General features: G+C 52.9%; 26 protein-coding genes. 21 read left to right on the top strand and 5 right to left on the bottom strand.

The genetic code is table 11. From position 1 onward, the window contains the following. Positions 1-13: 13 nt before the first annotated feature. The 6 genes from lnt to rihA all read left to right on the top strand — a co-directional run bounded on the left by lnt (position 14) and on the right by rihA (position 6,297). Complete coding sequence (lnt, locus tag BZK42_RS08530; RefSeq protein ID WP_080858999.1) at positions 14-1,552, top strand: apolipoprotein N-acyltransferase; 1,539 nt, start codon at positions 14-16, stop codon at positions 1,550-1,552. Between the two features lie 356 nt (positions 1,553-1,908). Further along, complete coding sequence (gene gltI / locus BZK42_RS08525; protein ID WP_016152242.1) at positions 1,909-2,817, top strand: glutamate/aspartate ABC transporter substrate-binding protein GltI; 909 nt, start codon at positions 1,909-1,911, stop codon at positions 2,815-2,817. A 288-nt stretch (positions 2,818-3,105) separates the two neighbouring features. Next, a complete protein-coding gene (gene gltJ / locus BZK42_RS08520) occupies positions 3,106-3,846 on the top strand; it encodes a glutamate/aspartate ABC transporter permease GltJ (RefSeq protein WP_080858998.1) in 741 nt (246 codons plus the stop codon). Next, a complete protein-coding gene (gltK, locus tag BZK42_RS08515) occupies positions 3,846-4,520 on the top strand; it encodes a glutamate/aspartate ABC transporter permease GltK (RefSeq protein ID WP_003022757.1) in 675 nt (224 codons plus the stop codon). The genes gltJ and gltK overlap by 1 nt, the downstream gene beginning before the upstream one ends. Next, positions 4,520-5,245 (top strand): glutamate/aspartate ABC transporter ATP-binding protein GltL, encoded by a 726-nt coding sequence (gene gltL / locus BZK42_RS08510; RefSeq protein ID WP_003022754.1) that lies wholly within the window; start codon positions 4,520-4,522, stop codon positions 5,243-5,245. The genes gltK and gltL overlap by 1 nt, the downstream gene beginning before the upstream one ends. 116 nt (positions 5,246-5,361) lie before the next feature. Next, the gene (gene rihA, locus BZK42_RS08505; RefSeq protein WP_080858997.1) at positions 5,362-6,297 is read left to right on the top strand and encodes a pyrimidine-specific ribonucleoside hydrolase RihA; all 936 of its coding nucleotides are present in this window, start codon (positions 5,362-5,364) and stop codon (positions 6,295-6,297) included. A gap of 45 nt (positions 6,298-6,342) precedes the next feature. Here the strand turns inward: rihA and BZK42_RS08500 are convergent, their stop codons facing one another. Further along, positions 6,343-6,825: a zinc ribbon-containing protein gene (locus tag BZK42_RS08500; RefSeq protein ID WP_003022748.1), complete on the bottom strand. Its 483-nt coding sequence runs from the start codon at positions 6,823-6,825 to the stop codon at positions 6,343-6,345. Positions 6,826-7,060: 235 nt separating this feature from the next. Between BZK42_RS08500 and leuS the strand changes: the two genes are divergently transcribed. Genes leuS through nadD form a run of 4 tightly spaced genes read left to right on the top strand, consistent with a single transcriptional unit; the run spans position 7,061 to position 11,925 of the window. Then, the gene (leuS, locus tag BZK42_RS08495) at positions 7,061-9,643 is read left to right on the top strand and encodes a leucine--tRNA ligase (RefSeq protein WP_095715181.1); all 2,583 of its coding nucleotides are present in this window, start codon (positions 7,061-7,063) and stop codon (positions 9,641-9,643) included. A gap of 14 nt (positions 9,644-9,657) precedes the next feature. After that, the gene (gene lptE / locus BZK42_RS08490; RefSeq protein ID WP_047359495.1) at positions 9,658-10,251 is read left to right on the top strand and encodes an LPS assembly lipoprotein LptE; all 594 of its coding nucleotides are present in this window, start codon (positions 9,658-9,660) and stop codon (positions 10,249-10,251) included. After that, positions 10,251-11,282 (top strand): DNA polymerase III subunit delta, encoded by a 1,032-nt coding sequence (gene holA, locus BZK42_RS08485; RefSeq protein ID WP_046274591.1) that lies wholly within the window; start codon positions 10,251-10,253, stop codon positions 11,280-11,282. Before lptE ends, holA begins: the two co-directional genes overlap by 1 nt. A gap of 1 nt (position 11,283) precedes the next feature. Beyond that, complete coding sequence (gene nadD, locus BZK42_RS08480; protein ID WP_049259746.1) at positions 11,284-11,925, top strand: nicotinate-nucleotide adenylyltransferase; 642 nt, start codon at positions 11,284-11,286, stop codon at positions 11,923-11,925. Here the strand turns inward: nadD and cobD are convergent. Further along, entirely contained in the window at positions 11,900-12,994 is a 1,095-nt protein-coding gene (gene cobD, locus BZK42_RS08475) for a threonine-phosphate decarboxylase CobD (RefSeq protein ID WP_047359496.1), read from the bottom strand. The two genes, nadD and cobD, sit on opposite strands and share 26 nt — an antisense overlap. Positions 12,995-13,090: 96 nt before the next feature. On the opposite strand from cobD, the gene BZK42_RS08470 reads away from it, so the two are divergent. The 10 genes from BZK42_RS08470 to lipA all read left to right on the top strand — a co-directional run bounded on the left by BZK42_RS08470 (position 13,091) and on the right by lipA (position 22,546). Further along, entirely contained in the window at positions 13,091-13,702 is a 612-nt protein-coding gene (locus BZK42_RS08470; protein ID WP_046274589.1) for an adenosylcobalamin/alpha-ribazole phosphatase, read from the top strand. Positions 13,703-13,956: 254 nt separating this feature from the next. After that, positions 13,957-14,274 carry a ribosome silencing factor gene (gene rsfS, locus BZK42_RS08465; RefSeq protein WP_003022728.1) on the top strand — a complete coding sequence of 106 codons (318 nt, stop codon included), beginning with the start codon at positions 13,957-13,959 and terminating at the stop codon, positions 14,272-14,274. 3 nt (positions 14,275-14,277) lie between these two features. Then, positions 14,278-14,745, top strand: coding sequence for a 23S rRNA (pseudouridine(1915)-N(3))-methyltransferase RlmH (gene rlmH, locus BZK42_RS08460; RefSeq protein ID WP_003022725.1), 468 nt, complete (start codon positions 14,278-14,280; stop codon positions 14,743-14,745). A 30-nt stretch (positions 14,746-14,775) separates the two neighbouring features. Further along, positions 14,776-16,677: a peptidoglycan DD-transpeptidase MrdA gene (mrdA, locus tag BZK42_RS08455; protein WP_016152233.1), complete on the top strand. Its 1,902-nt coding sequence runs from the start codon at positions 14,776-14,778 to the stop codon at positions 16,675-16,677. A gap of 2 nt (positions 16,678-16,679) precedes the next feature. After that, on the top strand, positions 16,680-17,792 hold the full coding sequence (mrdB, locus tag BZK42_RS08450; RefSeq protein ID WP_006685529.1) for a peptidoglycan glycosyltransferase MrdB: 1,113 nt from the start codon (positions 16,680-16,682) through the stop codon (positions 17,790-17,792). 10 nt (positions 17,793-17,802) lie between these two features. Beyond that, on the top strand, positions 17,803-18,912 hold the full coding sequence (gene rlpA, locus BZK42_RS08445) for an endolytic peptidoglycan transglycosylase RlpA (RefSeq protein WP_047359497.1): 1,110 nt from the start codon (positions 17,803-17,805) through the stop codon (positions 18,910-18,912). A gap of 142 nt (positions 18,913-19,054) precedes the next feature. Next, positions 19,055-20,266 (top strand): D-alanyl-D-alanine carboxypeptidase DacA, encoded by a 1,212-nt coding sequence (gene dacA, locus BZK42_RS08440; protein WP_003022711.1) that lies wholly within the window; start codon positions 19,055-19,057, stop codon positions 20,264-20,266. A gap of 106 nt (positions 20,267-20,372) precedes the next feature. After that, entirely contained in the window at positions 20,373-20,636 is a 264-nt protein-coding gene (gene ybeD / locus BZK42_RS08435) for a DUF493 family protein YbeD (protein ID WP_003022706.1), read from the top strand. Between the two features lie 96 nt (positions 20,637-20,732). After that, positions 20,733-21,374 (top strand): lipoyl(octanoyl) transferase LipB, encoded by a 642-nt coding sequence (gene lipB / locus BZK42_RS08430; protein WP_016152231.1) that lies wholly within the window; start codon positions 20,733-20,735, stop codon positions 21,372-21,374. A 206-nt stretch (positions 21,375-21,580) separates the two neighbouring features. Then, the gene (gene lipA, locus BZK42_RS08425) at positions 21,581-22,546 is read left to right on the top strand and encodes a lipoyl synthase (RefSeq protein WP_003022702.1); all 966 of its coding nucleotides are present in this window, start codon (positions 21,581-21,583) and stop codon (positions 22,544-22,546) included. A 77-nt stretch (positions 22,547-22,623) separates the two neighbouring features. Here lipA and tatE read toward each other — a convergent pair whose 3' ends face one another. Beyond that, positions 22,624-22,827 (bottom strand): twin-arginine translocase subunit TatE, encoded by a 204-nt coding sequence (tatE, locus tag BZK42_RS08420; protein WP_016152230.1) that lies wholly within the window; start codon positions 22,825-22,827, stop codon positions 22,624-22,626. A gap of 128 nt (positions 22,828-22,955) precedes the next feature. Next, on the bottom strand, positions 22,956-23,744 hold the full coding sequence (locus BZK42_RS08415; RefSeq protein WP_016155964.1) for a deaminated glutathione amidase: 789 nt from the start codon (positions 23,742-23,744) through the stop codon (positions 22,956-22,958). Positions 23,745-23,834: 90 nt separating this feature from the next. Here BZK42_RS08415 and crcB point away from each other — a divergent pair, with 90 nt between their 5' ends. Further along, positions 23,835-24,218: a fluoride efflux transporter CrcB gene (crcB, locus tag BZK42_RS08410; protein WP_003831281.1), complete on the top strand. Its 384-nt coding sequence runs from the start codon at positions 23,835-23,837 to the stop codon at positions 24,216-24,218. 51 nt (positions 24,219-24,269) lie between these two features. Here crcB and cspE read toward each other — a convergent pair whose 3' ends face one another. Continuing rightward, a complete protein-coding gene (gene cspE, locus BZK42_RS08405; protein ID WP_000034825.1) occupies positions 24,270-24,479 on the bottom strand; it encodes a transcription antiterminator/RNA stability regulator CspE in 210 nt (69 codons plus the stop codon). Positions 24,480-24,541 lie beyond the last annotated feature (62 nt).

Below are 24,541 nucleotides of genomic sequence, written 5' to 3'. Positions count from 1 at the left end.
GATCTAAGACTACATGGCATTTGCCCCATTAATTGAACGCCAGCGCATTCGCCTGCTGCTGGCGTTATTATTCGGTGCCTGCGGGACGCTGGCTTTCTCTCCGTATGACATCTGGCCCGCTGCGATCGTTTCACTGATGGGCTTGCAGGCTCTTACCTTCAATCGCCGCCCGCTCCAGTCTGCCGCAATCGGCTACTTCTGGGGATTGGGGCTGTTTGGCTCCGGCATCAACTGGGTTTACGTCAGCATCGCGCAGTTTGGCGGTATGCCGGGCCCCATTAATGTGTTCCTCGTGGTTCTGCTTGCCGCATACCTTTCCCTCTACACCGGCCTGTTTGCCGGCGTGTTGGCGCGTCTGTGGCCGAAAACCACCTGGGTACGCGTGGCGATTGCCGCGCCGATCGTCTGGCAAATAACCGAATTCCTGCGCGGCTGGGTACTGACCGGCTTCCCGTGGCTACAGTTCGGCTACAGTCAGATCGACGGTCCGTTAAAAGGGCTGGCTCCGGTGATGGGCGTTGAGGCGATTAACTTCCTGCTGATGGTGGTTAGTGGCCTGCTGGCGCTGGCGCTGGTGACGCGTAACTGGAAGCCGCTGATTGCCGCGCTAGTGCTCTTTGCTCTGCCCTTTCCGCTGCGCTATATCCAGTGGTACGCGCTTGAGCCGGAAAAAACCACTCAGGTCTCGATGGTGCAAGGTGACATTCCGCAGTCGCTCAAATGGGATGAAGGTCAGTTACTCAACACCCTGAAGATTTATCTCGACGCCACCCAGCCTGAGATGGGCAAATCACAGCTGATCATCTGGCCAGAATCCGCTATTCCGGACCTGGAAATTAATCAGCAGCGTTTTCTGGGCATGATGGATGACCTGCTGAGATCGAAAAACAGCACGCTGATTACCGGTATCGTTGACGCACGTCTGAACAAGCAGAATCGTTACGACACCTACAACACCATCATCACGCTGGGTAAAGACAGCCCGTACAGTTACGACTCCAGCAACCGCTACAACAAAAACCATCTGGTACCGTTTGGCGAGTTCGTCCCGCTGGAATCGATCCTGCGCCCGTTAGCGCCGTTCTTTGACCTGCCAATGTCGTCTTTCAGCCGTGGGCCTTATGTGCAGCCACAGCTGCATGCGCACGGCTTTAAGCTGACGGCTGCCATCTGCTATGAAATCATTCTTGGCGAACAGGTACGGGATAATTTCCGCCCGGATACGGACTACCTGCTGACGATTTCCAACGATGCCTGGTTTGGTAAATCCATCGGCCCGTGGCAGCACTTCCAGATGGCGCGTATGCGTTCCCTCGAGCTGGCGCGCCCTCTGCTGCGTAGCACCAACAACGGTATTACGGCGGTGATTGGTCCACAGGGTGAGATTCAGGCGATGATCCCGCAGTTTACCCGCCAGGTCCTGACCACCAGCGTGACGCCAACGACGGGCTTAACCCCTTATGCACGTACCGGTAACTGGCCGCTCTGGCTGCTTACCGCGCTGTTTGGCTTTGGTGCGGTAGTAATGAGCCTGCGCCAGCGTCGTAAGTAACCTTCCTTTCCCGGCCGGATAACGTTTCGCTTATCCGGCCCACAAAACATTTCCCGCTCCCCATTCTGGCACGTCTATTGCTTTGTTCTACAAGACAAATGCAGTTTTGGCTGAATGTGCAACCTGGTCGCACCAACGTTGAGCGCCGGTAGCACCTGAAAAGTGCAACAAGATATTTTTGCCCCCAAATGGTGCGGCGCACCTCGCAAAAATAAACAATAAAACAGCAAATTCTTTACATTCATCCAAACTAAATGTTAACAAACATATACAAGACTGCACGTTTTAGTAGCAAACAATAACAACATCACATGGGTATCAATGCGTCCCTGGCGCAGACGATAAAGGAGTTGGATATGCAATTACGTAAGCTCGCCACTGCCATGCTGGTCATGGGAATGTCCGCCGGTCTGGCGCACGCAGAAGACGCAGCACCAGCGGCAGGCAGCACGCTGGACAAGATCGCCAAAAACGGCGTGATTGTGGTCGGCCACCGTGAATCATCGGTACCGTTTTCTTACTACGATAACCAGCAAAAAGTGGTCGGTTATTCACAGGATTACTCCAACGCGATCGTTGAAGCCGTGAAGAAAAAACTGAACAAGCCTGACCTGCAGGTGAAGCTGATCCCGATTACTTCACAAAACCGTATCCCGCTGCTGCAAAACGGCACCTTCGACTTTGAATGTGGCTCCACCACCAACAACGTCGAGCGCCAAAAACAAGCGGCTTTCTCTGACACCATTTTCGTTGTTGGTACTCGTCTGCTGGCGAAAAAAGGCGGCGACGTCAAAGATTTCGCCGATCTGAAAGGTAAAGCCGTAGTCGTGACTTCGGGTACCACCTCAGAGGTGCTGCTGCACAAGCTGAATGAAGAGCAAAAAATGGATATGCGCATCATCAGCGCGAAAGACCACGGTGACTCTTTCCGTACTCTGGAAAGCGGCCGCGCCGTTGCCTTTATGATGGATGACGCCCTGCTGGCTGGCGAGCGCGCGAAGGCGAAGAAACCAGACAACTGGGAGATCGTCGGCAAGCCACAGTCTCAGGAAGCTTACGGCTGCATGCTGCGTAAAGATGACCCTCAGTTCAAAAAGCTGATGGATGACACTATCGCCAAGGCGCAGACCTCAGGCGAAGCTGAGAAATGGTTTGATAAGTGGTTTAAAAATCCAATTCCACCGAAGAACCTGAACATGAATTTCGAACTGTCAGACGAGATGAAAGCCCTGTTCAAAGAACCGAATGATAAAGCGCTTAACTAATTAATTAGAAGAGTACACAAAACCTTTCAAGTTATATCGAGGCGGCAACTGAGCGAATTCCCGGGCGCTTACATGAGTAAGTAACCGGGATGAATAAAGGCAGCCAACAACGAGATATCTTGAAGGATGAAGTGTAATCAGGGAGGCTTCCCCTCCCTCTCGATTGCTACTCAGCACGGACAGACTATAAGTCTGATGGTCGTTCCCCATCAGGCCTGAAAACCGCAAAACGCTGAATAACAATCTTCGGGGGTAGCGCTGCTACCCTTTTTTTTCTGGAGTAGATTTATGTCTATAGACTGGAACTGGGGTATTTTTTTACAACAAGCCCCGTTCGGCAACACCACCTATCTCGGCTGGCTCTGGAGTGGTTTCCAGGTCACTGTCGCGTTATCTATCACCGCCTGGGTTATCGCTTTCCTCATCGGCTCTTTATTCGGCATCTTACGTACCGTACCAAATCGTTTCCTTTCCGGGATCGGAACGCTGTACGTCGAGCTGTTTCGTAACGTTCCGCTCATTGTCCAGTTTTTTACCTGGTATCTGGTCATTCCTGAACTGCTGCCGGAAAACATCGGGATGTGGTTTAAGTCAGAACTGGATCCCAACATTCAGTTCTTCCTCTCATCCATGCTTTGTCTGGGGCTGTTTACCGCTGCGCGCGTCTGCGAACAGGTTCGTGCCGCTATTCAGTCTCTGCCTCGCGGGCAGAAAAATGCCGCGCTGGCGATGGGGCTGACGTTGCCGCAGGCCTACCGCTATGTTCTGCTGCCAAACGCTTACCGCGTGATTGTTCCGCCAATGACCTCGGAGATGATGAACCTGGTAAAGAACTCCGCGATCGCCTCCACTATCGGCTTGGTCGATATGGCTGCGCAAGCGGGTAAACTACTGGATTACTCCGCCCACGCATGGGAATCGTTTACGGCCATCACTCTGGCCTTCGTACTGATTAACGCCGTCATCATGCTGGTGATGAATCTCGTCGAACGCAAAATCCGCCTGCCTGGCAATTTGGGAGGCAAATAATGTACGAATTTGACTGGAGTTCTATCGTCCCTTCCCTGCCGTATCTGCTGGATGGGCTGATCATCACGCTGAAAATCACCGTCACGGCAGTCGTCATTGGTATCGTCTGGGGGACCATCCTTGCGGTAATGCGTCTGTCCAGCTTCGCGCCAATTGCCTGGTTTGCGAAGGGCTACGTCAACGTATTCCGCTCCATTCCGCTGGTGATGGTGCTGCTGTGGTTCTACCTGATTGTGCCCGGCTTCCTGCAAAACGTGCTGGGTCTGTCGCCAAAAACCGATATTCGCCTGATCTCAGCGATGGTCGCATTTTCGATGTTTGAAGCCGCGTACTATTCCGAGATTATCCGCGCCGGTATCCAGAGTATTTCTCGCGGGCAGTCTAGCGCCGCGCTGGCGCTGGGGATGACCCATTGGCAGTCGATGAAGCTCATCATTCTGCCGCAGGCATTCCGCGCGATGGTGCCGCTGCTGCTTACCCAAGGCATCGTACTCTTCCAGGATACCTCGCTGGTCTATGTATTGAGTCTGGCAGACTTCTTCCGTACCGCCTCCACCATTGGTGAGCGTGACGGCACGCAGGTTGAAATGATCCTGTTTGCTGGCGCCGTTTATTTCGTATTCAGTCTGAGCGCATCGTTGTTGGTCAGCTATTTGAAGAAAAGGACAGTTTAATGATTACCCTGAAAAATGTTTCTAAATGGTATGGTCACTTTCAGGTGCTGACCGACTGCTCCACGGAAGTGAAAAAAGGTGAAGTGGTGGTGGTCTGCGGCCCGTCAGGTTCAGGTAAATCAACGCTTATCAAAACGGTGAACGGGCTGGAGCCGGTACAACAGGGCGTCATCACCGTTGATGGTACCGTGGTGAATGATAAAAAGACCGATCTGGCCAAACTGCGCTCTCGCGTTGGCATGGTGTTCCAGCACTTTGAACTGTTCCCGCATCTGTCGATTATTGAGAACCTGACTCTGGCGCAGGTAAAAGTGCTTAAACGCGATAAAAAGCCGGCCCGCGACAAAGCGCAAAAGTTACTGGAACGCGTTGGTCTGTCAGCGCATGCCGAGAAGTTTCCAGCTCAGCTCTCCGGGGGCCAGCAACAGCGTGTCGCCATCGCTCGGGCGCTGTGCATGGATCCTATCGCTATGCTGTTTGACGAACCGACGTCAGCACTCGACCCAGAAATGATCAACGAAGTACTGGACGTCATGGTTGAACTGGCCAATGAAGGGATGACCATGATGGTGGTTACCCACGAAATGGGCTTTGCGCGTAAAGTGGCGAACCGGGTGATCTTCATGGATGAAGGGAAGATTGTTGAAGACTCACCGAAAGAAGAGTTCTTCGCTAATCCAAAATCAGACCGTGCCAAAGACTTCCTCGCGAAAATCCTGCACTAATTTTGCTGGCGCGCACCTCCATGTGCGCGCCACCTCACGATTTATCTCTTCACTTCTCGAAACAGGCACAGCCCAGCGTTAACCTTGTCACAAAGTCCCACTTACAAGGAGCAACAATGGCACTTCCTATCCTGTTTGATTGCGATCCAGGTCATGACGACGCTATCGCAATTGTTCTCGCCCTCGCTTCACCTGAACTGGATGTGAAAGCGATAACCTCCTCTGCCGGTAACCAGACCCCCGACAAAACGCTGCGTAACGTATTGCGTATGTTAACGTTGCTCAACCGCACGGATATCCCAGTGGCCGGTGGCGCAGTCAAACCGCTGATGCGCGACCTGATAATTGCCGATAACGTCCACGGTGAGAGCGGGCTTGATGGCCCGGCGCTGCCTGAACCCGCTTTTGCTCCACAGGACTGTACCGCCGTGGAATTGATGGCGAAAATCCTGCGTAACAGTCAGGAACCGGTGACGATTGTCTCCACCGGGCCACAAACTAACGTGGCATTGCTACTGAATAGCCATCCTGAACTGCACCCCAAAATCGCCCGTATCGTAATCATGGGTGGGGCAATGGGCCTCGGAAACTGGACGCCCGCCGCTGAGTTCAACATCTTCGTGGATCCAGAAGCCGCTGAGATCGTGTTCCAGTCGGGCATTCCGGTGGTGATGGCTGGACTGGATGTCACGCATAAAGCGCAAATACATCGTGAAGATACCGAACGGTTCCGCGCTATCGGCAATCCCATTTCGACAATCGTTGCTGAACTACTCGACTTCTTCTTTGAATATCACAAAGATGAAAAATGGGGATTCATTGGCGCGCCGCTGCACGATCCATGCACCATTGCCTGGCTGCTGAAACCTGAACTGTTTACCACCGTTGAACGCTGGGTTGGTGTGGAAACTCAGGGCAAATACACCCAGGGAATGACCGTGGTTGACTACTACTTCCTGAGCGGCAATAAGCCAAACGCCACCGTAATGGTGGACGTGGATCGCGAAGGTTTTGTCGATCTGCTGGCAGAACGGTTGAAGTTTTACGCCTAATGCGTAGGCCGGATAAGACGCAGCGCGTCGCATCCGGCAACATTATCACGGCTCAAACGGTCGACGCTGGAACTGATCGTGTCCGCATTTCGGGCATAGCGGCAGCACGTCAGGAGTGTACACCGCTAAATGGAAGTGGCACTTCTCGCAGACCAGATTGCCCAACCCGACCACCTCGCCGCTGTGATAAACCCCGTGATGGCTGAGGTCCTGGAACACTTCGCGCCATTCGAGCTGCGTTTTATCGGTAATATCGGCCAGTTCCTGCCAGATACTCTCTTTGATTACCCGCATAAAGACGCTGTCGGTCTCCTCATCGAGGCTTTCTTCATAGCTCAGAGCAAACTCTTCCAGATCGCGTCTGACGGCCCGGGTGAGCTCTTCCACCTCGGTGCGCGTTAACTCCCCGGTCTGCATAACGCGCTGACGCGCCTGTTCCACCAACGCATCAATATCGCGTTCGCCATTACGCAGGCGTTCACTCAGTGAAGCCACCAGTTCACGGTAATATTGAGCAACCTTGTTCATCGCTTCGCCTCCTGGGTCGTTAACTGTCTATAATAATAGACGTTATTTACGCTACGCTTTGCAAGACTGTCCACAGAGTGTGTAAATTCGTGCAAGAATTATCCTTACGGGAATTCAACGTTGAATGCGCGAAAGGCTGTTTTGGCGCGGGCGTTTGGGCTATGCTATGCGGATCTAAAACACCACATCTAGAGCTACGTTTGTAGCTGTATTGAAAACAGGACCACTGGCTGCCATGCAAGAGCAATACCGCCCGGAAGAGATAGAATCCAAAGTACAGCTTCACTGGGATGAGAAGCGCACATTTGAAGTTACCGAAGACGAGAGCAAAGAGAAGTATTACTGCCTGTCTATGCTTCCCTATCCTTCTGGTCGACTACACATGGGCCACGTCCGTAACTACACCATCGGTGACGTGATCGCTCGCTATCAGCGTATGCTGGGCAAAAACGTATTACAGCCAATCGGCTGGGATGCGTTCGGTCTGCCGGCGGAAGGTGCAGCGGTCAAAAACAATACCGCCCCCGCGCCTTGGACGTACGACAACATCGCTTACATGAAAAACCAGCTCAAAATGCTGGGTTTCGGTTACGACTGGAGCCGCGAGCTGGCGACCTGCACCCCGGAATACTACCGCTGGGAACAGAAGTTCTTCACCGAGCTGTACAAAAAAGGGCTGGTGTACAAGAAAACGTCTGCCGTTAACTGGTGCCCGAACGACCAGACCGTACTGGCGAACGAACAGGTTATCGACGGCTGCTGCTGGCGTTGCGACACCAAAGTTGAGCGTAAAGAGATCCCGCAGTGGTTCATCAAAATCACCGCTTACGCTGACGAACTGTTGCGCGATCTGGATAATCTGGATCACTGGCCTGACACCGTGAAAACGATGCAGCGCAACTGGATTGGCCGTTCTGAAGGCGTGGAAATCACCTTCGATGTGAACGATTACGACAACACGTTGACCGTCTACACCACACGCCCGGACACCTTTATGGGTGCGACCTACCTGGCCGTTGCTGCAGGTCATCCGCTGGCGCAGAAAGCCGCTGAAAATAACCCAGAACTGGCTGCCTTCATTGACGAATGCCGCAACACCAAGGTTGCTGAAGCCGAAATGGCGACCATGGAGAAGAAAGGCGTCGACACTGGTTTCAAAGCCGTTCACCCGCTGACTGGCGAAGAGATCCCGGTTTGGGCGGCAAACTTCGTGCTGATGGAATACGGTACAGGCGCAGTTATGGCCGTTCCGGGTCACGATCAGCGCGATTACGAATTTGCGACTAAATATGCCCTGACCATCAAGCCGGTAATTCTGACCGCTGAAGGCGCAGAGCCGGATCTGTCTGAACAAGCGCTGACCGAAAAAGGCGTGCTGTTTAACTCCGGTGAGTTTGACGGCCTCGACTTCGAAGCGGCCTTCAACGCTATTGCTGACAAGCTGGTAGCTAAAGGCGTGGGTGAGCGTAAAGTTAACTATCGTCTGCGTGACTGGGGTGTTTCCCGTCAGCGTTACTGGGGCGCGCCGATTCCGATGGTGACGCTGGAAGACGGTACCGTCCTGCCAACGCCAGAAGACCAACTGCCGGTTATTTTGCCGGAAGACGTAGTCATGGACGGCATTACCAGCCCAATCAAAGCCGATCCAGAGTGGGCGAAAACCACCGTTAACGGTATGCCTGCGCTGCGTGAAACTGACACCTTCGATACCTTTATGGAGTCGTCCTGGTACTACGCGCGCTACACCTGCCCGCAGTATCAGGAAGGTATGCTGGATTCCGACGCGGCGAACTACTGGCTGCCGGTTGATATCTACATTGGCGGTATTGAACACGCCATCATGCACCTGCTCTACTTCCGCTTCTTCCACAAACTGATGCGCGACGCAGGCATGGTCAACTCTGATGAACCAGCTAAACAGCTGCTGTGTCAGGGGATGGTTCTGGCCGATGCGTTCTACTACGTTGGTGCCAACGGCGAACGTAACTGGGTTTCTCCGGTTGATGCCATCGTTGAGCGTGACGAAAAAGGTCGCATCGTTAAGGCTAAGGACGCAGAAGGCCATGAACTGGTGTATACCGGCATGAGCAAGATGTCCAAGTCGAAAAATAACGGTATCGACCCGCAGGTCATGGTTGAACGCTACGGCGCCGACACCGTACGTCTGTTCATGATGTTCGCTTCTCCGGCTGATATGACGCTGGAATGGCAGGAGTCCGGCGTTGAAGGGGCGAACCGCTTCCTGAAACGTGTCTGGAAACTGGTTTACGAACATACGTCCCAGGGAGATGTTGCTGCCCTGAACGTTGATGTGTTGAGCGAAGATCAAAAAGCGCTGCGTCGCGACGTGCATAAAACCATTGCTAAAGTCACCGATGATATCGGTCGTCGTCAGACCTTTAACACCGCGATTGCGGCGATTATGGAGCTGATGAACAAGCTGGCGAAAGCACCGCAGGCAGATGAGCAGGACAGAGCCCTGATGCAGGAAGCATTGCTGGCTGTTGTACGCATGCTTAACCCGTTCACCCCACACGTTTGCTTCACCCTGTGGCAGGCGCTGAATGGCGAAGGCGATATCGACAACGCGCCGTGGCCGGTGGCGGACGAAGCAGCAATGGTTGAAGACTCAACGCTGGTTGTGGTTCAGGTAAACGGCAAAGTACGTGGCAAAATCACCGTTCCGGTAAACGCCACTGAAGAGCAGGTTCGTGAACGTGCTGGCCAGGAGCATCTGGTGGCAAAATATCTTGATGGCGTTACCGTACGTAAAGTGATTTATGTACCGGGTAAACTCCTCAATCTGGTCGTTGGCTAAGCGCGGGAGGAAGCGTGCGACTTCTGACAACATTGTTGTTATCGCTGGCGGTGCTTGTCACCGCCGGGTGTGGCTGGCATCTGCGTAGTACTACGCAGGTTCCACCCTCAATGAAAACCATGATCCTGAACTCTGGCGATCCGAACGGCCCGTTAAGCCGCGCGGTGCGTAATCAGCTGCGTCTGAACGGTGTTACGCTGCTTGAGGACGGTACCATGCGTAAAGATGTGACGTCCTTACGACTTGGCGCTGTGAGTCTCTCAAAGGATACGGCATCGGTATTCCAGAACGGTCAAACGGCTGAATACCAAATGGTAATGTCTGTAAGAGCTACTGTGCTAATTCCAGGTCATGATATTTACCCTATCAGCGCCAAAGTTTATCGTTCGTTCTTTGATAACTCTCAAGCAGCACTGGCGAAAGATAACGAGCAGGACATGATCATCAAAGAGATGTATGACAAAGCGGCTGAACAGTTAATTCGTAAGCTGCCAAGCGTACATCTGGCCGATACTCAGTCATCCAAGGCTGATGCTGAGCCTACGGTGAATAAAGCCGAGACGCCTGCGTCATCTCCGGCGCGTGTCTCCACCACGCTGGGTAACTGATGCTCAAGTTGTACCCTGAACAACTCCGCGCACAGCTCAATGAAGGGCTGCGCGCGGCGTATCTACTCTTAGGTAACGATCCTCTCTTATTGCAGGAAAGCCAGGATGCCATCCGTCAGGCTGCCGCAACACAAGGATTCGAAGAACACCACGCCTTCACTCTGGACAACAGCACCGACTGGGGAGAGATATTTTCACTCTGCCAGGCGATGAGCCTGTTTGCCAGCCGTCAAACCCTGCTTCTGCAGTTGCCTGAAAATGGCCCTAATGCCGCCATTAATGAACAGCTCGCGTCACTCGTCACTCTGTTACATGACGATCTGCTACTGATGGTTCGCGGCAACAAACTCACCAGGGCACAGGAAAACGCCGCATGGTATACGGGGCTTGCAAATAACGCGGTTCAGGTAAGCTGCCAGACGCCGGAACAAGCACAGCTTCCTCGCTGGGTTGCCGCCAGGGCGAAACTTAACAACCTGCAGCTGGATGACGCAGCCAATCAGCTTTTGTGCTATTGCTATGAAGGTAATTTGTTAGCACTGGCGCAAGCGCTGGAACGATTAGCGTTGCTTTGGCCTGACGGCAAGCTAACGCTGCCTCGCGTGGAGAAAGCGGTTAACGATGCCGCGCACTTTACCCCATTCCACTGGGTAGACGCGCTGCTGATGGGCAAAAGCAAACGCGCGCTGCACATTCTGCAGCAGCTACGCCTGGAAGGTAGCGAGCCGGTTATTTTGCTGCGTACGATACAGCGTGAGTTGCTGTTGCTGGTTAACTTAAAACGGCAGTCGGCCCATACGCCTTTGCGCACGTTGTTTGATAAACACCGGGTGTGGCAAAATCGCCGGGGTATGATGGGAGATGCGTTAAACCGGCTGAACCCGGCGCAACTGCGTCAGGCTGTTACGCTTTTAACGCGTACGGAAATTACGCTTAAACAAGACTATGGTCAGTCAGTGTGGGCGGAACTTGAGGGGCTTTCCCTTTTGCTCTGTCATAAATCGCTGGCCGATGTTTTTATTGATGGTTGATATGAAATCATTGCAGGCTCTGTTCGGTGGCACCTTTGATCCGGTGCATTACGGTCATCTTAAACCGGTTGAAATTCTGGCGAATCTGATTGGCCTTTCCCGGGTCATCATCATGCCCAATAACGTGCCGCCACATCGTGCGCAGCCCGAAGCGTCCGCTGAGCAACGTAAGCGTATGGTTGAACTGGCCATTGCTGATAAACCTCTGTTTTCCCTGGATGAACGCGAGCTGAAACGCGATACCGCCTCCTACACCGCGCAAACGCTAAAAGAGTGGCGCGAGGAGCAAGGCCCAAACGTGCCGTTAGCGTTTATCATTGGTCAGGATTCGCTGCTTACCTTCCCTTCCTGGCATGACTACCACACGATTCTGGGTAATACCCACCTCATCGTGTGCCGACGTCCGGGCTATCCACTCGAAATGGCGCAGGAAAAACACCAGCAATGGCTGGAGGATCATCTGACCCATTCAGCAGATGACCTGCACAACCTGCCTTGCGGGAAGATTTACCTGGCCGAAACGCCGTGGTTTAACATCTCCGCCACGCTCATCCGTGAGCGCCTGGAAAAGGGCGAGCCGTGCGACGACCTGATGCCAGACGCGGTGCTTGACTATATCAATCAACAGGGACTGTATCGCTAAGCGCCTTGCGTAAGGCCGTCAGCAGGCGGTTATTCTCTTCCTGGCTGCGAACGGCTACCCGATAATAGCGCGCATCCAGCCCCGGATAATTGGCGCAACTGCGAATCAAGACATGCTGTTTCAGCAACGCAAGTTGCAGATCAATATCCGCACGATCGCAGCGTAATAAACGATAATTTGCCCGGCCGGGATACGCCGTCAGGCCGGGCAGATCTTGCAGTTGTTGATCAAACCGCTCCCCCTCTTGTTCCAGCCATTTCCACGTCGCCCGCTGATACGCGCTATCGCGTAAGATAATCTCGCCTGCCAGGGCAGCAAACGCATTAATTGACCACGGCATTTGTTGGCTGCGCATCTGTGCAACCGCCTGTTCGTTACTGTTGACCAGATACCCCAGACGCAGTCCCGGGATCGCATAGAATTTGGTGAGCGAACGCAGCACCCAAATATGCGGGTTCTTGTGCAGTAACGGGATAAACCCCGACTCCTTGGCAATAAAATCGATAAACGCTTCATCAAGGATCAGGGCGATCCTCAGCGACTCGCAACTCGTGGCAATTTCACGCAGCAGGCGGGTTTCGGGCAACAACCCGGTGGGATTATTGGGCGTACAGAGAAACAGGCAGTCCAGCTCAGGCGTTAACGCATCGAGGATCGCATCGGTAAGCTGCCAGCCATCCTCTTCGCACAGCGCAAACTCATGGATCGTACAGTCTCCCCATTGCAGCGCCCGACGATATTCCGCAAACCCGGGCGTCACAATCATCGCGTGGCGTGGCTTCAGGCCATGCACCAGGGTAAAAATGGATTCGGTTTCACCGTTCCCGGCCAGGATCCACGAGGACGGAATTTGATGATGCTCCGCCAGCGCGGCATGCAGTTGCGCGTAATCGACATCCGGGTAACGCTCCGTGCAGTCCAGATTGTCGATAATCGCCCGTTTTAAACTTAATGGCATACCCAGCGGGTTAATATTCGCGCTAAAATCCAGCAACTGCTCAGGCAAGATGCCCAACAATTCGGCGGCTTCTCGGGTGTTACCGCCATGTGCGCTCTTCAATAAAGACATCGTGCCGCTCCACGTAAAAAAGGGTATTTTAGTGAAAAATCACTGCGCAATCAGGGCAAACATCATATTTTGTGCGAATAGCCTCACGAGGAAAACATGAGACTCTGGTTAGTACGTCATGGCGAAACCGAAGCCAATGTCGCTGGTTTATATAGCGGCCACGCCCCCACACCGCTAACGGAACGGGGGATCGCTCAGGCGCAAACGCTGGGTACGCTGTTACGCAATGTCCCTGTCGACAACGTTCTGTGCAGCGAACTGGAACGCGCCCGCCATACAACGCAGTTGATTCTGGCGGAACGTGAAGTTCCTGTGCGCAACATGCCTGAGCTTAATGAGATGTTTTTTGGTGACTGGGAAATGCGTCACCATCGCGATCTGGCGCGCGAAGACGCCGAAAATTACGCCGTGTGGTGTAACGACTGGCAGAATGCGACGCCCACCAATGGCGAAGGTTTTCAGGCGTTTTCCCAGCGAGTGGAACGTTTCATTGCCCAGCTTGCTGATTATAAAGCGTGCCAAAATCTGCTGGTGGTGAGTCATCAAGGCGTGCTGAGCGTGTTGATCGCCCGTCTGCTGTCCATGCCCGCTGCGGCAATGTGGCATTTCCGCGTCGAACAAGGCTGCTGGAGCGCAATTGATTTTTGTGACGATTTTGCGGTTCTGAAAGTGCTTAACAGCCGGGCCGTATGGCGCGACGGGGAGTGAAAGCGCTGTTTTTTATGCCGAAGGGCCTCTCTCCCATTGACACCCCATGACAGGCTGTTATTCTCCGCAGCCTGACTTTTCCCGCCCTTCAGAGCTTTGCAGAAATTGTTTTACAAAAATGGCGATGCATTCTGTGGCGTGGGGTGGGATGATAGCGCACTTCACAAGCGCATTCGGAGACATTTGTCCCGATATCGCCTCTGGTTCAGGTATACTAACAGACGTTTTTAACTCTTTTCACCCAGGGGGAACACTTGCAGGGTAAAGCACTCCAGGATTTTGTAATCGACAAAATTGATGACCTGAAAGGTCAAGACATCATCGCCTTAGACGTTCAGGGCAAATCCAGCATCACTGATTGCATGATTATCTGCACCGGTACATCCAGCCGTCACGTTATGTCTATTGCAGACCACGTGGTTCAGGAGTCCCGCACTGCTGGCCTGCTGCCGCTCGGCGTGGAAGGCGAGAATGTCGCTGACTGGATCGTCGTTGACCTCGGCGATGTGATTGTCCACGTGATGCAGGAAGAGAGTCGTCGCCTGTATGAACTGGAAAAACTCTGGAGTTAATGCGTGAAGCTGCAACTTGTCGCTGTGGGTACGAAAATGCCTGACTGGGTACAAACCGGATTTACCGAGTATCTCCGTCGGTTTCCGAAAGATATGCCCTTTGAGCTGATCGAAATCCCGGCAGGAAAGCGCGGCAAGAACGCGGACATCAAACGCATTCTCGACAAAGAGGGTGAGCAGATGCTGGCTGCCGCAGGCAAAAACCGCATCGTCACCCTTGATATCCCGGGTAAACCCTGGGACACGCCGCAACTGGCGACCGAACTGGAGCGCTGGAAACTGGACGGTCGTGACGTCAGCCTGTTAATTGGCGGGCCTGAAGGTCTCTCTCCTGCCTGTAAAGCCGCAGCGGAACAAAGCTGGTCACTCTCTGCATTAACCCTTCCACACCCTCTTGTTCGGGTTCTGGTTGCGGAGAGTCTGTACAGGGCGTGGAGCATTACCACCAACCATCCTTATCACCGTGAGTGATCATTGATTCTTGAGTAGATTAAGCAGCGGATGAAACTACAGAATTCTTTTCGCGACTATTCGGCTGAGTCCGCGCTGTTTGTGCGCCGGGCGCTGGTCGCTTTTTTGGGGATTTTGCTGCTAACCGGCGTGCTGATCGCCAACCTTTATAATCTGCAAATCGTTCGCTTCACTGATTATCAGACCCGTTCGAACGAAAACCGCATCAAACTGGTGCCTATCGCGCCGAGTCGCGGCATCATTTATGACCGCAACGGTATTCCTCTCGCCCTTAACCGCACCATTTATCAGATAGAAATGATGCCGGAAAAGGTAGACAACATTCAGGATACCCTCGACGCGCTGCGTAACGTCGTAGACCTGACGGACGACGATATTGCTGCCTTTAAAAAAGAGCGCGCCCGTTCACACCGTTTCACCTCAATTCCGGTAAAAACCAACCTGACTGAAGTTCAGGTCGCACGCTTTGCCGTGAATCAATATCGCTTTCCTGGGGTCGAAGTTAAAGGCTATAAACGCCGCTATTACCCATACGGCTCTGCGCTGACCCACGTAATTGGCTACGTATCGAAGATCAACGATAAAGACGTAGACCGCCTGGACAAAGACGGCAAACTGGCTAACTACGCGGCAACGCATGACATCGGCAAGCTGGGTATTGAACGTTATTATGAGGACGTGCTTCACGGCCAAACCGGGTATGAAGAAGTTGAAGTGAACAACCGCGGCCGCGTCATTCGCCAGCTGAAAGAAGTGGCGCCGCAGGCCGGGCACGATATCTATCTCACCCTTGATTTGAAACTCCAGCAGTATATTGAAACGCTGCTGGCGGGCAGTCGTGCCGCCGTGGTGGTTACCGACCCGCGTACCGGTGGCGTTCTGGCGCTGGTATCTATGCCGAGCTATGACCCGAATCTGTTCGTGGATGGTATCTCCAGTAAAGATTACTCCGGGTTGCTCAATGACCCGAACACCCCCTTGGTTAACCGCGCCACACAGGGTGTTTACCCCCCTGCTTCGACGGTTAAACCTTACGTTGCGGTTTCTGCGTTAAGCGCAGGCGTCATCACCCGCAATACCGGCCTGTTCGATCCGGGCTGGTGGCAGCTACCGGGCTCTGAAAAACGTTACCGCGACTGGAAAAAGTGGGGGCACGGCCATCTGAACATCACCCGCTCACTGGAAGAGTCCGCGGATACGTTTTTCTATCAAATCGCCTATGATATGGGGATTGACCGGCTTTCCGAGTGGATGAGCAAATTTGGCTACGGCAAATATACGGGCATCGATCTTGCCGAAGAGCGCTCCGGCAATATGCCAACCCGCGAGTGGAAGCAAAAACGGTTTAAAAAGCCATGGTATCAGGGTGATACCATTCCCGTCGGCATCGGCCAGGGTTATTGGACAGCAACCCCAATCCAGATGAGTAAAGCGCTGATGATCCTTATCAACGACGGTTTGATAAAAGTCCCGCATCTGCTGATGAGCACGGCAGAAAACGGCAAGCAGGTGCCGTGGGTACAGCCGCACGAACCGCCCGTTGGCGATATTCATTCTGGTTACTGGGAAATCGCGAAAGACGGTATGTACGGTGTTGCGAACCGCCCTAACGGAACTGCGCATAAGTATTTTGCTGGCGCGCCTTACAAAATTGCGGCGAAATCCGGTACCGCGCAGGTCTTTGGCCTGAAAGCTAATGAAACCTATAACGCACATAAGATCGCCGAGCGTTTACGTGACCACAAGCTGATGACGGCCTTCGCCCCCTATGATAAACCCCAGGTCGCTGTCGCCATGATCCTTGAAAACGGCGGTGCGGGTCCGGCGGTGGGTACCATTATGCGCCAGATCCTTGACCATATTATGTTGGGCGACAACAACACCAATCTGCCTGCGGAAAACCCAGCGGTTGCAGCAGCGGAGGACCAATAATCGTGACGGATAATCCGAACAAAAAAACATTCTGGGACAAAATCCACATAGATCCCACAATGTTGCTTATTTTGCTGGCTCTGCTGGTTTACAGCTCACTGGTCATCTGGAGCGCCAGCGGCCAGGATATTGGCATGATGGAGCGCAAAGTCGGCCAGATCGCAATGGGCCTGGTCATCATGGTAGTGATGGCGCAAATTCCCCCCCGGGTGTATGAGGGCTGGGCGCCCTATCTCTATATCTTTTGCATCATTCTGTTGGTGGCGGTAGACGCCTTCGGCGCCATTTCCAAAGGTGCGCAGCGCTGGCTGGATTTGGGTATCGTGCGTTTTCAGCCTTCTGAAATTGCCAAAATCGCCGTGCCGCTGATGGTTGCGCGCTTTATTAACCGTGACGTTTGCCCACCATCGCTAAAAAATACCGCCATTGCGCTGGTGCTGATTTTTATGCCCACGCTGCTGGTCGCCGCCCAACCAGACCTCGGCACTTCAATTCTGGTCGCCCTTTCCGGTCTGTTTGTCTTGTTCCTTTCTGGTTTGAGCTGGCGCTTAATCGGCGTTGCGGTGGTTCTGGTCGCGGCGTTTATCCCGATACTGTGGTTCTTCTTGATGCATGATTACCAGCGTCAGCGCGTCATGATGCTGCTCGACCCGGAAACCGATCCGCTGGGCGCGGGTTATCACATAATTCAGTCTAAAATTGCTATTGGCTCCGGCGGGTTACGCGGCAAAGGCTGGCTGCATGGTACACAATCGCAGCTTGAGTTTTTACCCGAACGCCACACCGACTTTATCTTTGCTGTCTTAGCGGAAGAGCTGGGTCTGGTGGGGATCTTGATTCTGTTGACGCTCTACATTTTGCTGATTATGCGCGGATTATGGATCGCTGCCCGCGCGCAAACCACCTTTGGTCGCGTCATGGCGGGTGGCTTAATGTTGATATTATTCGTTTATGTCTTCGTAAATATTGGTATGGTGAGCGGTATTCTGCCCGTGGTTGGGGTTCCACTCCCACTGGTCAGTTACGGAGGCTCGGCACTTATCGTGCTGATGGCCGGGTTCGGGATTGTTATGTCGATCCACACCCATAGAAAAATGTTGTCGAAAAGCGTGTAAGGGGTACGCAATGCGTAAGCAGTGGCTTGGTATCTGCATCGCAGCAGGAATGCTCGCGGCGTGTTCGAGTGATGATGGTCAGCAACAGGTTGCTGTCGCGCCGCAGCCTGCGGTGTGTAATGGTCCGATTGTTGAAATCAGCGGGGCCGATCCGCGCTTTGAACCCCTGAACCCAACGGCGAATCAGGACTACCAGCGTGATGGTAAAAGCTACAAAATCGTGCAGGATCCCTCCCGCTTTAGCCAGGCCGGACTTGCCGCTATCTATGATGCGGAACCAGGAAGCAACTTAACCGCGTCTGGCGAAGCGTTCGACCCGATGCAGCTGACCGCTGCGCATCCGACGCTGCCTGTCCCCAGCTATGCCAGAATTACCAATCTGGCAAACGGCAGGATGATCGTCGTGCGCATTAACGATCGCGGGCCTTATGGCAACGATCGCGTGATTTCACTTTCGCGCGCCGCAGCCGATCGTCTGAACACCTCCAACAACACTAAAGTGCGTATCGACCCAATCATCGTCGCCCAGGATGGTTCATTGTCCGGACCGGGTATGGCTTGTACCACGGTCGCGAAACAAACTTATGCCTTGCCTGCGCGTCCTGATTTAAGCGGTGGCGGCAATATGGGAAGCATGCCTTCGCCATCGGATGCAGGTCAGCCGCAAGGCGATATTCGTCCGATCAGCAATTCCACGCTGAAAAGCGATGATCCAACCGGTGCGCCAGTAAACAGCAGTGGATTCCTCGGTGCGCCAACCACGCTCGCATCAGGCGTGCTGGAAAGCAGCGAGCCGACTCCGGTGCCGCAATCGACAACCACCGCACCGGTCACGTCAACCGCGCCGGCAGCAACACCAGCCGCCGTCACAGCTCCTGCGCCTGCGGCAACTGCCAACGGACGCTATGTGGTTCAGGTTGGCGCAGTCAGCGAGCAGTCGCGCGCGCAGCAGTATCAAAAGCGTTTAAGCCAGCAGTTTGGCGTTCCTGGCCGGGTGGTACAAAACGGCGCAGTCTGGCGTATCCAGATGGGGCCGTTTGCCAGCAAAGCCGAAGCCTCCACATTGCAGCAGCGTCTTCAATCCGAGGCGCAATTACAGTCCTTCATCACCGGCGTGTAATAACGTAAATCAGGTATCTGAACTGTCAGTTTCTGTAAATGACATTAACAAAGTCACGCGGAAAGTCAGATGCCTGCCAGTTATGCATTTGCTATAGTAGGGCACTTTTTTAAATTTCATCACGGACGTCGTAGTTCAGACCATGAAGACCACTTTTTCCGCTCGTTTCGTGCAGCGTATGGCGCTCACCGCGGCTCTCTGCGCAGCCTCTCTCTCTGCTGCCCATGCCGATGACCTGAATATTAAAACCATGATCCCGGGTGTTCCGCAGATCGATGCGGAGTCGTATATCCTGATTGATTACAATTCAGGTAAAGTTCTGGCAGAACAGAACGCAGACACTCGCCGCGACCCCGCCAGCCTGACCAAAATGATGACCAGCTACGTCATCGGCCAGGCGATGAAAGCCGGGAAATTCAAAGAAACCGATCTGGTCACCGTCGGCAATGACGCATGGGCTACGGGCAACCCGGTCTTCAAAGGTTCATCGCTGATGTTCCTCAAGCCAGGCATGCAGGTTCCTGTTTCTCAGCTGATCCGTGGTATTAACCTGCAATCCGGAAACGACGCGTGCGTGGCGATGGCAGACTTCGCAGCCGGTAGCCAGGATGCTTTCGTCGGCCTGATGAACAGCTATGTGAATGCGCTGGGCCTGAAAAACACCCACTTCCAGACCGTTCATGGTCTCGATGCTGACGGTCAGTACAGCTCGGCTCGCGACATGGCGATGATTGGTCAGGCTCTGATTCGCGACGTGCCTAACGAATACTCTATCTATAAAGAAAAAGAGTTCACCTTTAACGGCATTCGTCAGTTAAACCGCAACGGCCTGCTGTGGGATAACAGCCTGAATGTCGACGGTATCAAAACCGGTCACACCGATAAGGCTGGCTATAACCTCGTTGCATCCGCAACCGAAGGCCAGATGCGTCTGATCTCCGCCGTTATGGGTGGTCGCACCTATAAAGGCCGAGAAACCGAAAGTAAAAAACTGCTGACCTGGGGCTTCCGTTTCTTCGAAACCGTGAACCCGTTGAAAGTGGGTAAAGAATTTGCCTCAGAACCTGCCTGGTTTGGTAACACCGATCGTGCGTCGTTAGGCGTTGATAAAGACGTCTACCTGACCATTCCGCGCGGCCGCATGAAAGACCTGAAAGCCAGCTATGTGTTGAACACCACTGAACTGCACGCCCCGCTGCAGAAAAACCAGGTTGTCGGCACTATCAACTTCCAGTTAGATGGCAAAACCATTGAACAGCGTCCGCTGGTGGTGCTGCAGGAAATCCCTGAAGGCAACTTCTTTGGGAAAATCATTGATTACATTAAATTAATGTTCCATCACTGGTTTGGCTAAAAATCGAACACTTGAAAGTGTGATTTACGTCCCCATATACTAGGTATCCAGATAACTCCCACGCGCAGTGGGAGTTATTATTTTTTGATGTAACGCCGGAGCTGACATGAAAACCAAACTTAACGAACTGCTTGAATTCCCTACTCCATTTACTTACAAAGTAATGGGGCAGGCGTTGCCTGAGCTGGTTGATCAGGTGGTTGAAGTGGTACAGCGCCATGCGCCAGGTGATTACTCTCCGACGGTAAAACCGAGCAGCAAAGGCAACTACCACTCGGTCTCAATCACCATCACTGCTACACACATTGAGCAGGTTGAAACGCTGTACGAAGAATTAGGCAATATCGATATCGTACGCATGGTGCTGTAAAAACCTGTCGGTTACCCGCTGCATCCCCGCTCGGGTAACCCCTCCCCCCTGTGATATACTTTTCCCCTCTTTAACATTCTCTACGGAGATGCCGTTTTGTATCAGGATAAAATTCTGGTCCGCCAGCTCGGTCTTCAACCTTACGAGCCAGTCTCTCTGGCCATGCATGAATTTACCGATACCCGTGATGAAAACAGTCATGATGAAATCTGGCTGGTAGAGCATTATCCTGTCTTCACCCAGGGTCAGGCAGGTAAAGCTGAGCACGTATTGATGCCGGGAGATATTCCGGTGATCCAGAGCGATCGTGGCGGTCAGGTGACCTACCACGGGCCAGGCCAACAGGTTATGTATGTGCTGTTGAACCTGAAGCGTCGTAAACTTGGCGTGCGCGAACTGGTTACGCTGCTGGAGCAAACCGTCGTGAATACCCTTGCGGAAATCGGCATTGACGCCCACCCGCGAGCCGATGCGCCTGGCGTATATGTGGGTGAGAAGAAAATCTGTTCTTTGGGATTACGTATCCGTAAAGGATGTTCATTTCACGGCTTAGCGCTCAACGTGGATATGGACTTGTCGCCTTTCCTGCGTATCAATCCTTGCGGTTATGCCGGAATGGAGATGGCGAAAGTATCGCAGTGGGATAGCACAGCCACGACCGAGAGCATTCGCCCCCGCCTGCTGGCCAACATCTTCGCGCTGTTGGGTAACCCACCGCACGAGTACATTGCGGACTGAAAATACGGTCATACTTTGCCACGGCATATGTTGTGGCAAATGGCACAAAACAACAACTATTTTACATTTTGCCAGCCTGTCAGGCTGCTTTCTGGCCCGTTTCAATGATATACTGCGTATCACTAATTCAAAAATAGTTGATAAATGCAACATTCCCTTGAATTGAAACGCTTTCCTTCGTAATTCGCAACTGGAACACGCAAGCTATGAGTAAACCCATTGTGATGGAACGCGGTGTTAAATACCGCGATGCCGATAAGATGGCTCTTATCCCGGTAAAAAATGTGGCAACAGAGCGTGAAGCCCTGCTGCGTAAACCGGAATGGATGAAAATAAAACTGCCAGCTGACTCCACTCGCATCCAGGGCATCAAAGCGGCAATGCGCAAAAATGGCCTGCACTCTGTCTGCGAAGAAGCTTCCTGCCCTAACCTGGCTGAATGTTTCAATCACGGAACAGCAACCTTTATGATCCTCGGCGCAATCTGTACTCGCCGTTGCCCATTCTGTGACGTTGCCCATGGCCGTCCGGTTGCTCCTGACGCCAACGAGCCGTTAAAACTGGCTCAGACGATTGCGGATATGGCGCTCCGCTATGTCGTGATTACCTCCGTTGACCGCGACGATCTGCGTGACGGCGGCGCTCAGCACTTTGCTGACTGCATCACCGCGATTCGTGAGAAAAGCCCGTCGATTAAAATCGAAACGCTGGTGCCTGACTTCCGTGGCCGTATGGATCGCGCGCTGGATATCCTCACAGCCACGCCGCCGGACGTGTTTAACCACAACCTCGAAAACGTACCGCGTATTTATCGTAATGTACGCCCTGGGGCTGACTACAACTGGTCGCTGAAGCTTCTGGAACGCTTCAAGGAAGCGCACCCGGAGATTCCGACCAAATCGGGTCTGATGGTGGGTCTGGGTGAAACCAATGCTGAAATCATTGAGGTCATGCGCGACCTGCGTAGCCATGGCGTGACCATGCTGACGCTGGGGCAGTATTTACAGCCAAGCCGCCATCACCTCCCGGTTCAACGCTATGTAAGCCCGGATGAGTTCGATGAGATGAAAGCAGAAGCCATGGCTATGGGCTTTACCCACGCTGCTTGCGGTCCATTCGTGCGCTCTTCATACCATGCTGACATGCAGGCCAAAGGGCTGGAAGTGAAGTAATCGTGTAATACTCACTTACATATCAGCAATAAAAAACCGGCAAATCGCCGGTTTTTTTTCATGCAGAGTTTGCAGTATTACTCTTTATGAGAAAGCTTCTCAGCCTGAACGCTACCATCAGCCTCTTTCTTGGCATCGGCATTATCGTCGTTCATTGCTTTCTTGAAGCCCTTGATTGCCGTCCCCAGGTCTCCACCCAGAGTACGTAACTTCTTGGTACCAAACAGCAGAACAACCAGTGCGGCAACCACCAGCAGTTTGGTAATACTAATCTCACCCATAGATACCTTCTTGACTTAAACCAGGCTACATAAAGCGCCATATTAACCTGAGAATATTAACGGCCTTTCGACGCGCGCACACAATAGCAATCTGTAACAAGGTGAATCAAGCCTTGTTTAAAAAAACGTCATAATAATTGCGGTGGCGCAAAGCGTCGGTTACTTAACACCGGAAGTTGTGCCCTGACCTGCCTCACCCGCTCGGCGGAAACCTCGGCCATAATGAGAGCGGGCGTTTCAGCCGCCGCCGCAATAGTCACGCCAAAGGGATCGATGACCCGGCTTTGGCCGATATTCTTGTTACCGCATTCTCCAGCCGCAACCAGATAACACGTGGCATCCAGCGCTCTTGCCGCCAAAAGCGTGGCCCAATGATGCTCTTTTAACGATCCCCGCACCCAAGCCGCAGGTAAAACGAGAATCTCAGCCCCCTGCAACGCGTGCGCCAGCGCCAGCTCAGGGAAGCGCAGGTCATAGCAGGTCATTAGCCCTACTTTTAATCCGCCTACGTCCAGCAGCGGTGCTATGGCGTCCCCTGCATCGACATTACGTGACTCCTGAATCGAAAAGGCATCATAGAGATGTAATTTAGCGTAATGGGCCACTACCCGACCAGCCCGTAGCGCCACCAGCATGTTAAATGCCCGGCCTGGCACAGAGGGAACATGAATCGTCAGGATTGTCGTCATCTCATTTTGTGCGCTTTCTCGCAACAAATGCGTCAGAAACCCGCCTTCCAAAAGCTGAGCTGATTTCACTGACAGGTCAGGGTCTAAATCGTCACGCGCCAACAATGCCTCCGGTAATACCAGTAGCGACGCCCCCTCTCCAGCAGCCTGAGACATCAGTAAGGCGCAGGTTTCTGCATTTTTTTCCCATGAAGGTCCCACGGCAAATTGCCCTGCTGCAACGAACATATTCCCTCCAGAAAACTTTGTTAAGCTCGCCAACAACAATTATTCAGCGTTACACTCACCCTCTATACAATCAAATAGCAGGATTACGCAGTGTTACAACTCCTTTTAGCGGTTTTTATCGGTGGTGGCACAGGTAGCGTAGCAAGATGGATGTTGAGTATGCGGTTTAACCCGCTGCATCAGGCCATTCCATTCGGTACGCTGGCTGCAAACTTACTTGGCGCATTTATCATTGGTATGGGTCTGGCATGGTTTAATCGCATGACAAATATTGACCCAATGTGGAAGGTGCTGATTACTACTGGCTTTTGCGGGGGACTGACAACGTTTTCCACTTTCTCTGCTGAGGTAGTGTTTTTACTGCAGGAAGGACGCTTTGGTTGGGCTATGGTGAATGTACTGGTTAATCTGTTGGGATCATTCGCGATGACCGCCCTGGCATTCTGGTTGGTATCTGCCTCTCCCGCACATTGAAGCGAAAAAAACCCGCAATTAAGCGGGTTTTGAATGCTTGCTGTCGTATGCTTACAGAGCGATTACGTTTGCAGCAGAAGGGCCTTTGGCACCGTTAGTGATTTCGAACTCTACACGCTGACCTTCAGCCAGAGTTTTAAAACCATTGGTCTGGATTGCAGAGAAGTGTACGAACACATCTTTGCTGCCATCTTCCGGAGTAATGAAACCGAATCCTTTGGACTCATTAAACCACTTAACGTTACCTTTAATCTTAGACATCAAAATTACCTTTACATGAAAAATAGACACAAATGCTGTGTCGGGTATCAGTACAACAATTG

Source organism: Citrobacter braakii (assembly GCF_002075345.1).
GTDB lineage: Bacteria > Pseudomonadota > Gammaproteobacteria > Enterobacterales > Enterobacteriaceae > Citrobacter > Citrobacter braakii.
The sequence above is the reverse complement of the archived record's forward strand: the minus strand, read 5'-3'. Positions and strand labels throughout refer to the sequence as shown.

Bases quoted from the DNA above. Each gene is read 5' to 3' on its own strand.
- gltL (WP_003022754.1), top strand. From the start codon at position 4,520: ATGATTACCCTGAAAAATGTTTCTAAATGGTATGGTCACTTTCAGGTG.
- cobD (WP_047359496.1), bottom strand. From the start codon at position 12,994: ATGTCTTTATTGAAGAGCGCACATGGCGGTAACACCCGAGAAGCCGCC.
- gltK (WP_003022757.1), top strand. From the start codon at position 3,846: ATGTACGAATTTGACTGGAGTTCTATCGTCCCTTCCCTGCCGTATCTG.
- tatE (WP_016152230.1), bottom strand. From the start codon at position 22,827: ATGGGTGAGATTAGTATTACCAAACTGCTGGTGGTTGCCGCACTGGTT.
- lnt (WP_080858999.1), top strand. From the start codon at position 14: ATGGCATTTGCCCCATTAATTGAACGCCAGCGCATTCGCCTGCTGCTG.
- BZK42_RS08415 (WP_016155964.1), bottom strand. From the start codon at position 23,744: ATGTTCGTTGCAGCAGGGCAATTTGCCGTGGGACCTTCATGGGAAAAA.
- cspE (WP_000034825.1), bottom strand. From the start codon at position 24,479: ATGTCTAAGATTAAAGGTAACGTTAAGTGGTTTAATGAGTCCAAAGGA.
- lipA (WP_003022702.1), top strand. From the start codon at position 21,581: ATGAGTAAACCCATTGTGATGGAACGCGGTGTTAAATACCGCGATGCC.
- dacA (WP_003022711.1), top strand. From the start codon at position 19,055: ATGAAGACCACTTTTTCCGCTCGTTTCGTGCAGCGTATGGCGCTCACC.
- BZK42_RS08470 (WP_046274589.1), top strand. From the start codon at position 13,091: ATGAGACTCTGGTTAGTACGTCATGGCGAAACCGAAGCCAATGTCGCT.
- rihA (WP_080858997.1), top strand. From the start codon at position 5,362: ATGGCACTTCCTATCCTGTTTGATTGCGATCCAGGTCATGACGACGCT.
- rlpA (WP_047359497.1), top strand. From the start codon at position 17,803: ATGCGTAAGCAGTGGCTTGGTATCTGCATCGCAGCAGGAATGCTCGCG.
- gltI (WP_016152242.1), top strand. From the start codon at position 1,909: ATGCAATTACGTAAGCTCGCCACTGCCATGCTGGTCATGGGAATGTCC.
- BZK42_RS08500 (WP_003022748.1), bottom strand. From the start codon at position 6,825: ATGAACAAGGTTGCTCAATATTACCGTGAACTGGTGGCTTCACTGAGT.
- holA (WP_046274591.1), top strand. From the start codon at position 10,251: ATGCTCAAGTTGTACCCTGAACAACTCCGCGCACAGCTCAATGAAGGG.
- gltJ (WP_080858998.1), top strand. From the start codon at position 3,106: ATGTCTATAGACTGGAACTGGGGTATTTTTTTACAACAAGCCCCGTTC.
- ybeD (WP_003022706.1), top strand. From the start codon at position 20,373: ATGAAAACCAAACTTAACGAACTGCTTGAATTCCCTACTCCATTTACT.
- mrdA (WP_016152233.1), top strand. From the start codon at position 14,776: ATGAAACTACAGAATTCTTTTCGCGACTATTCGGCTGAGTCCGCGCTG.
- nadD (WP_049259746.1), top strand. From the start codon at position 11,284: ATGAAATCATTGCAGGCTCTGTTCGGTGGCACCTTTGATCCGGTGCAT.
- leuS (WP_095715181.1), top strand. From the start codon at position 7,061: ATGCAAGAGCAATACCGCCCGGAAGAGATAGAATCCAAAGTACAGCTT.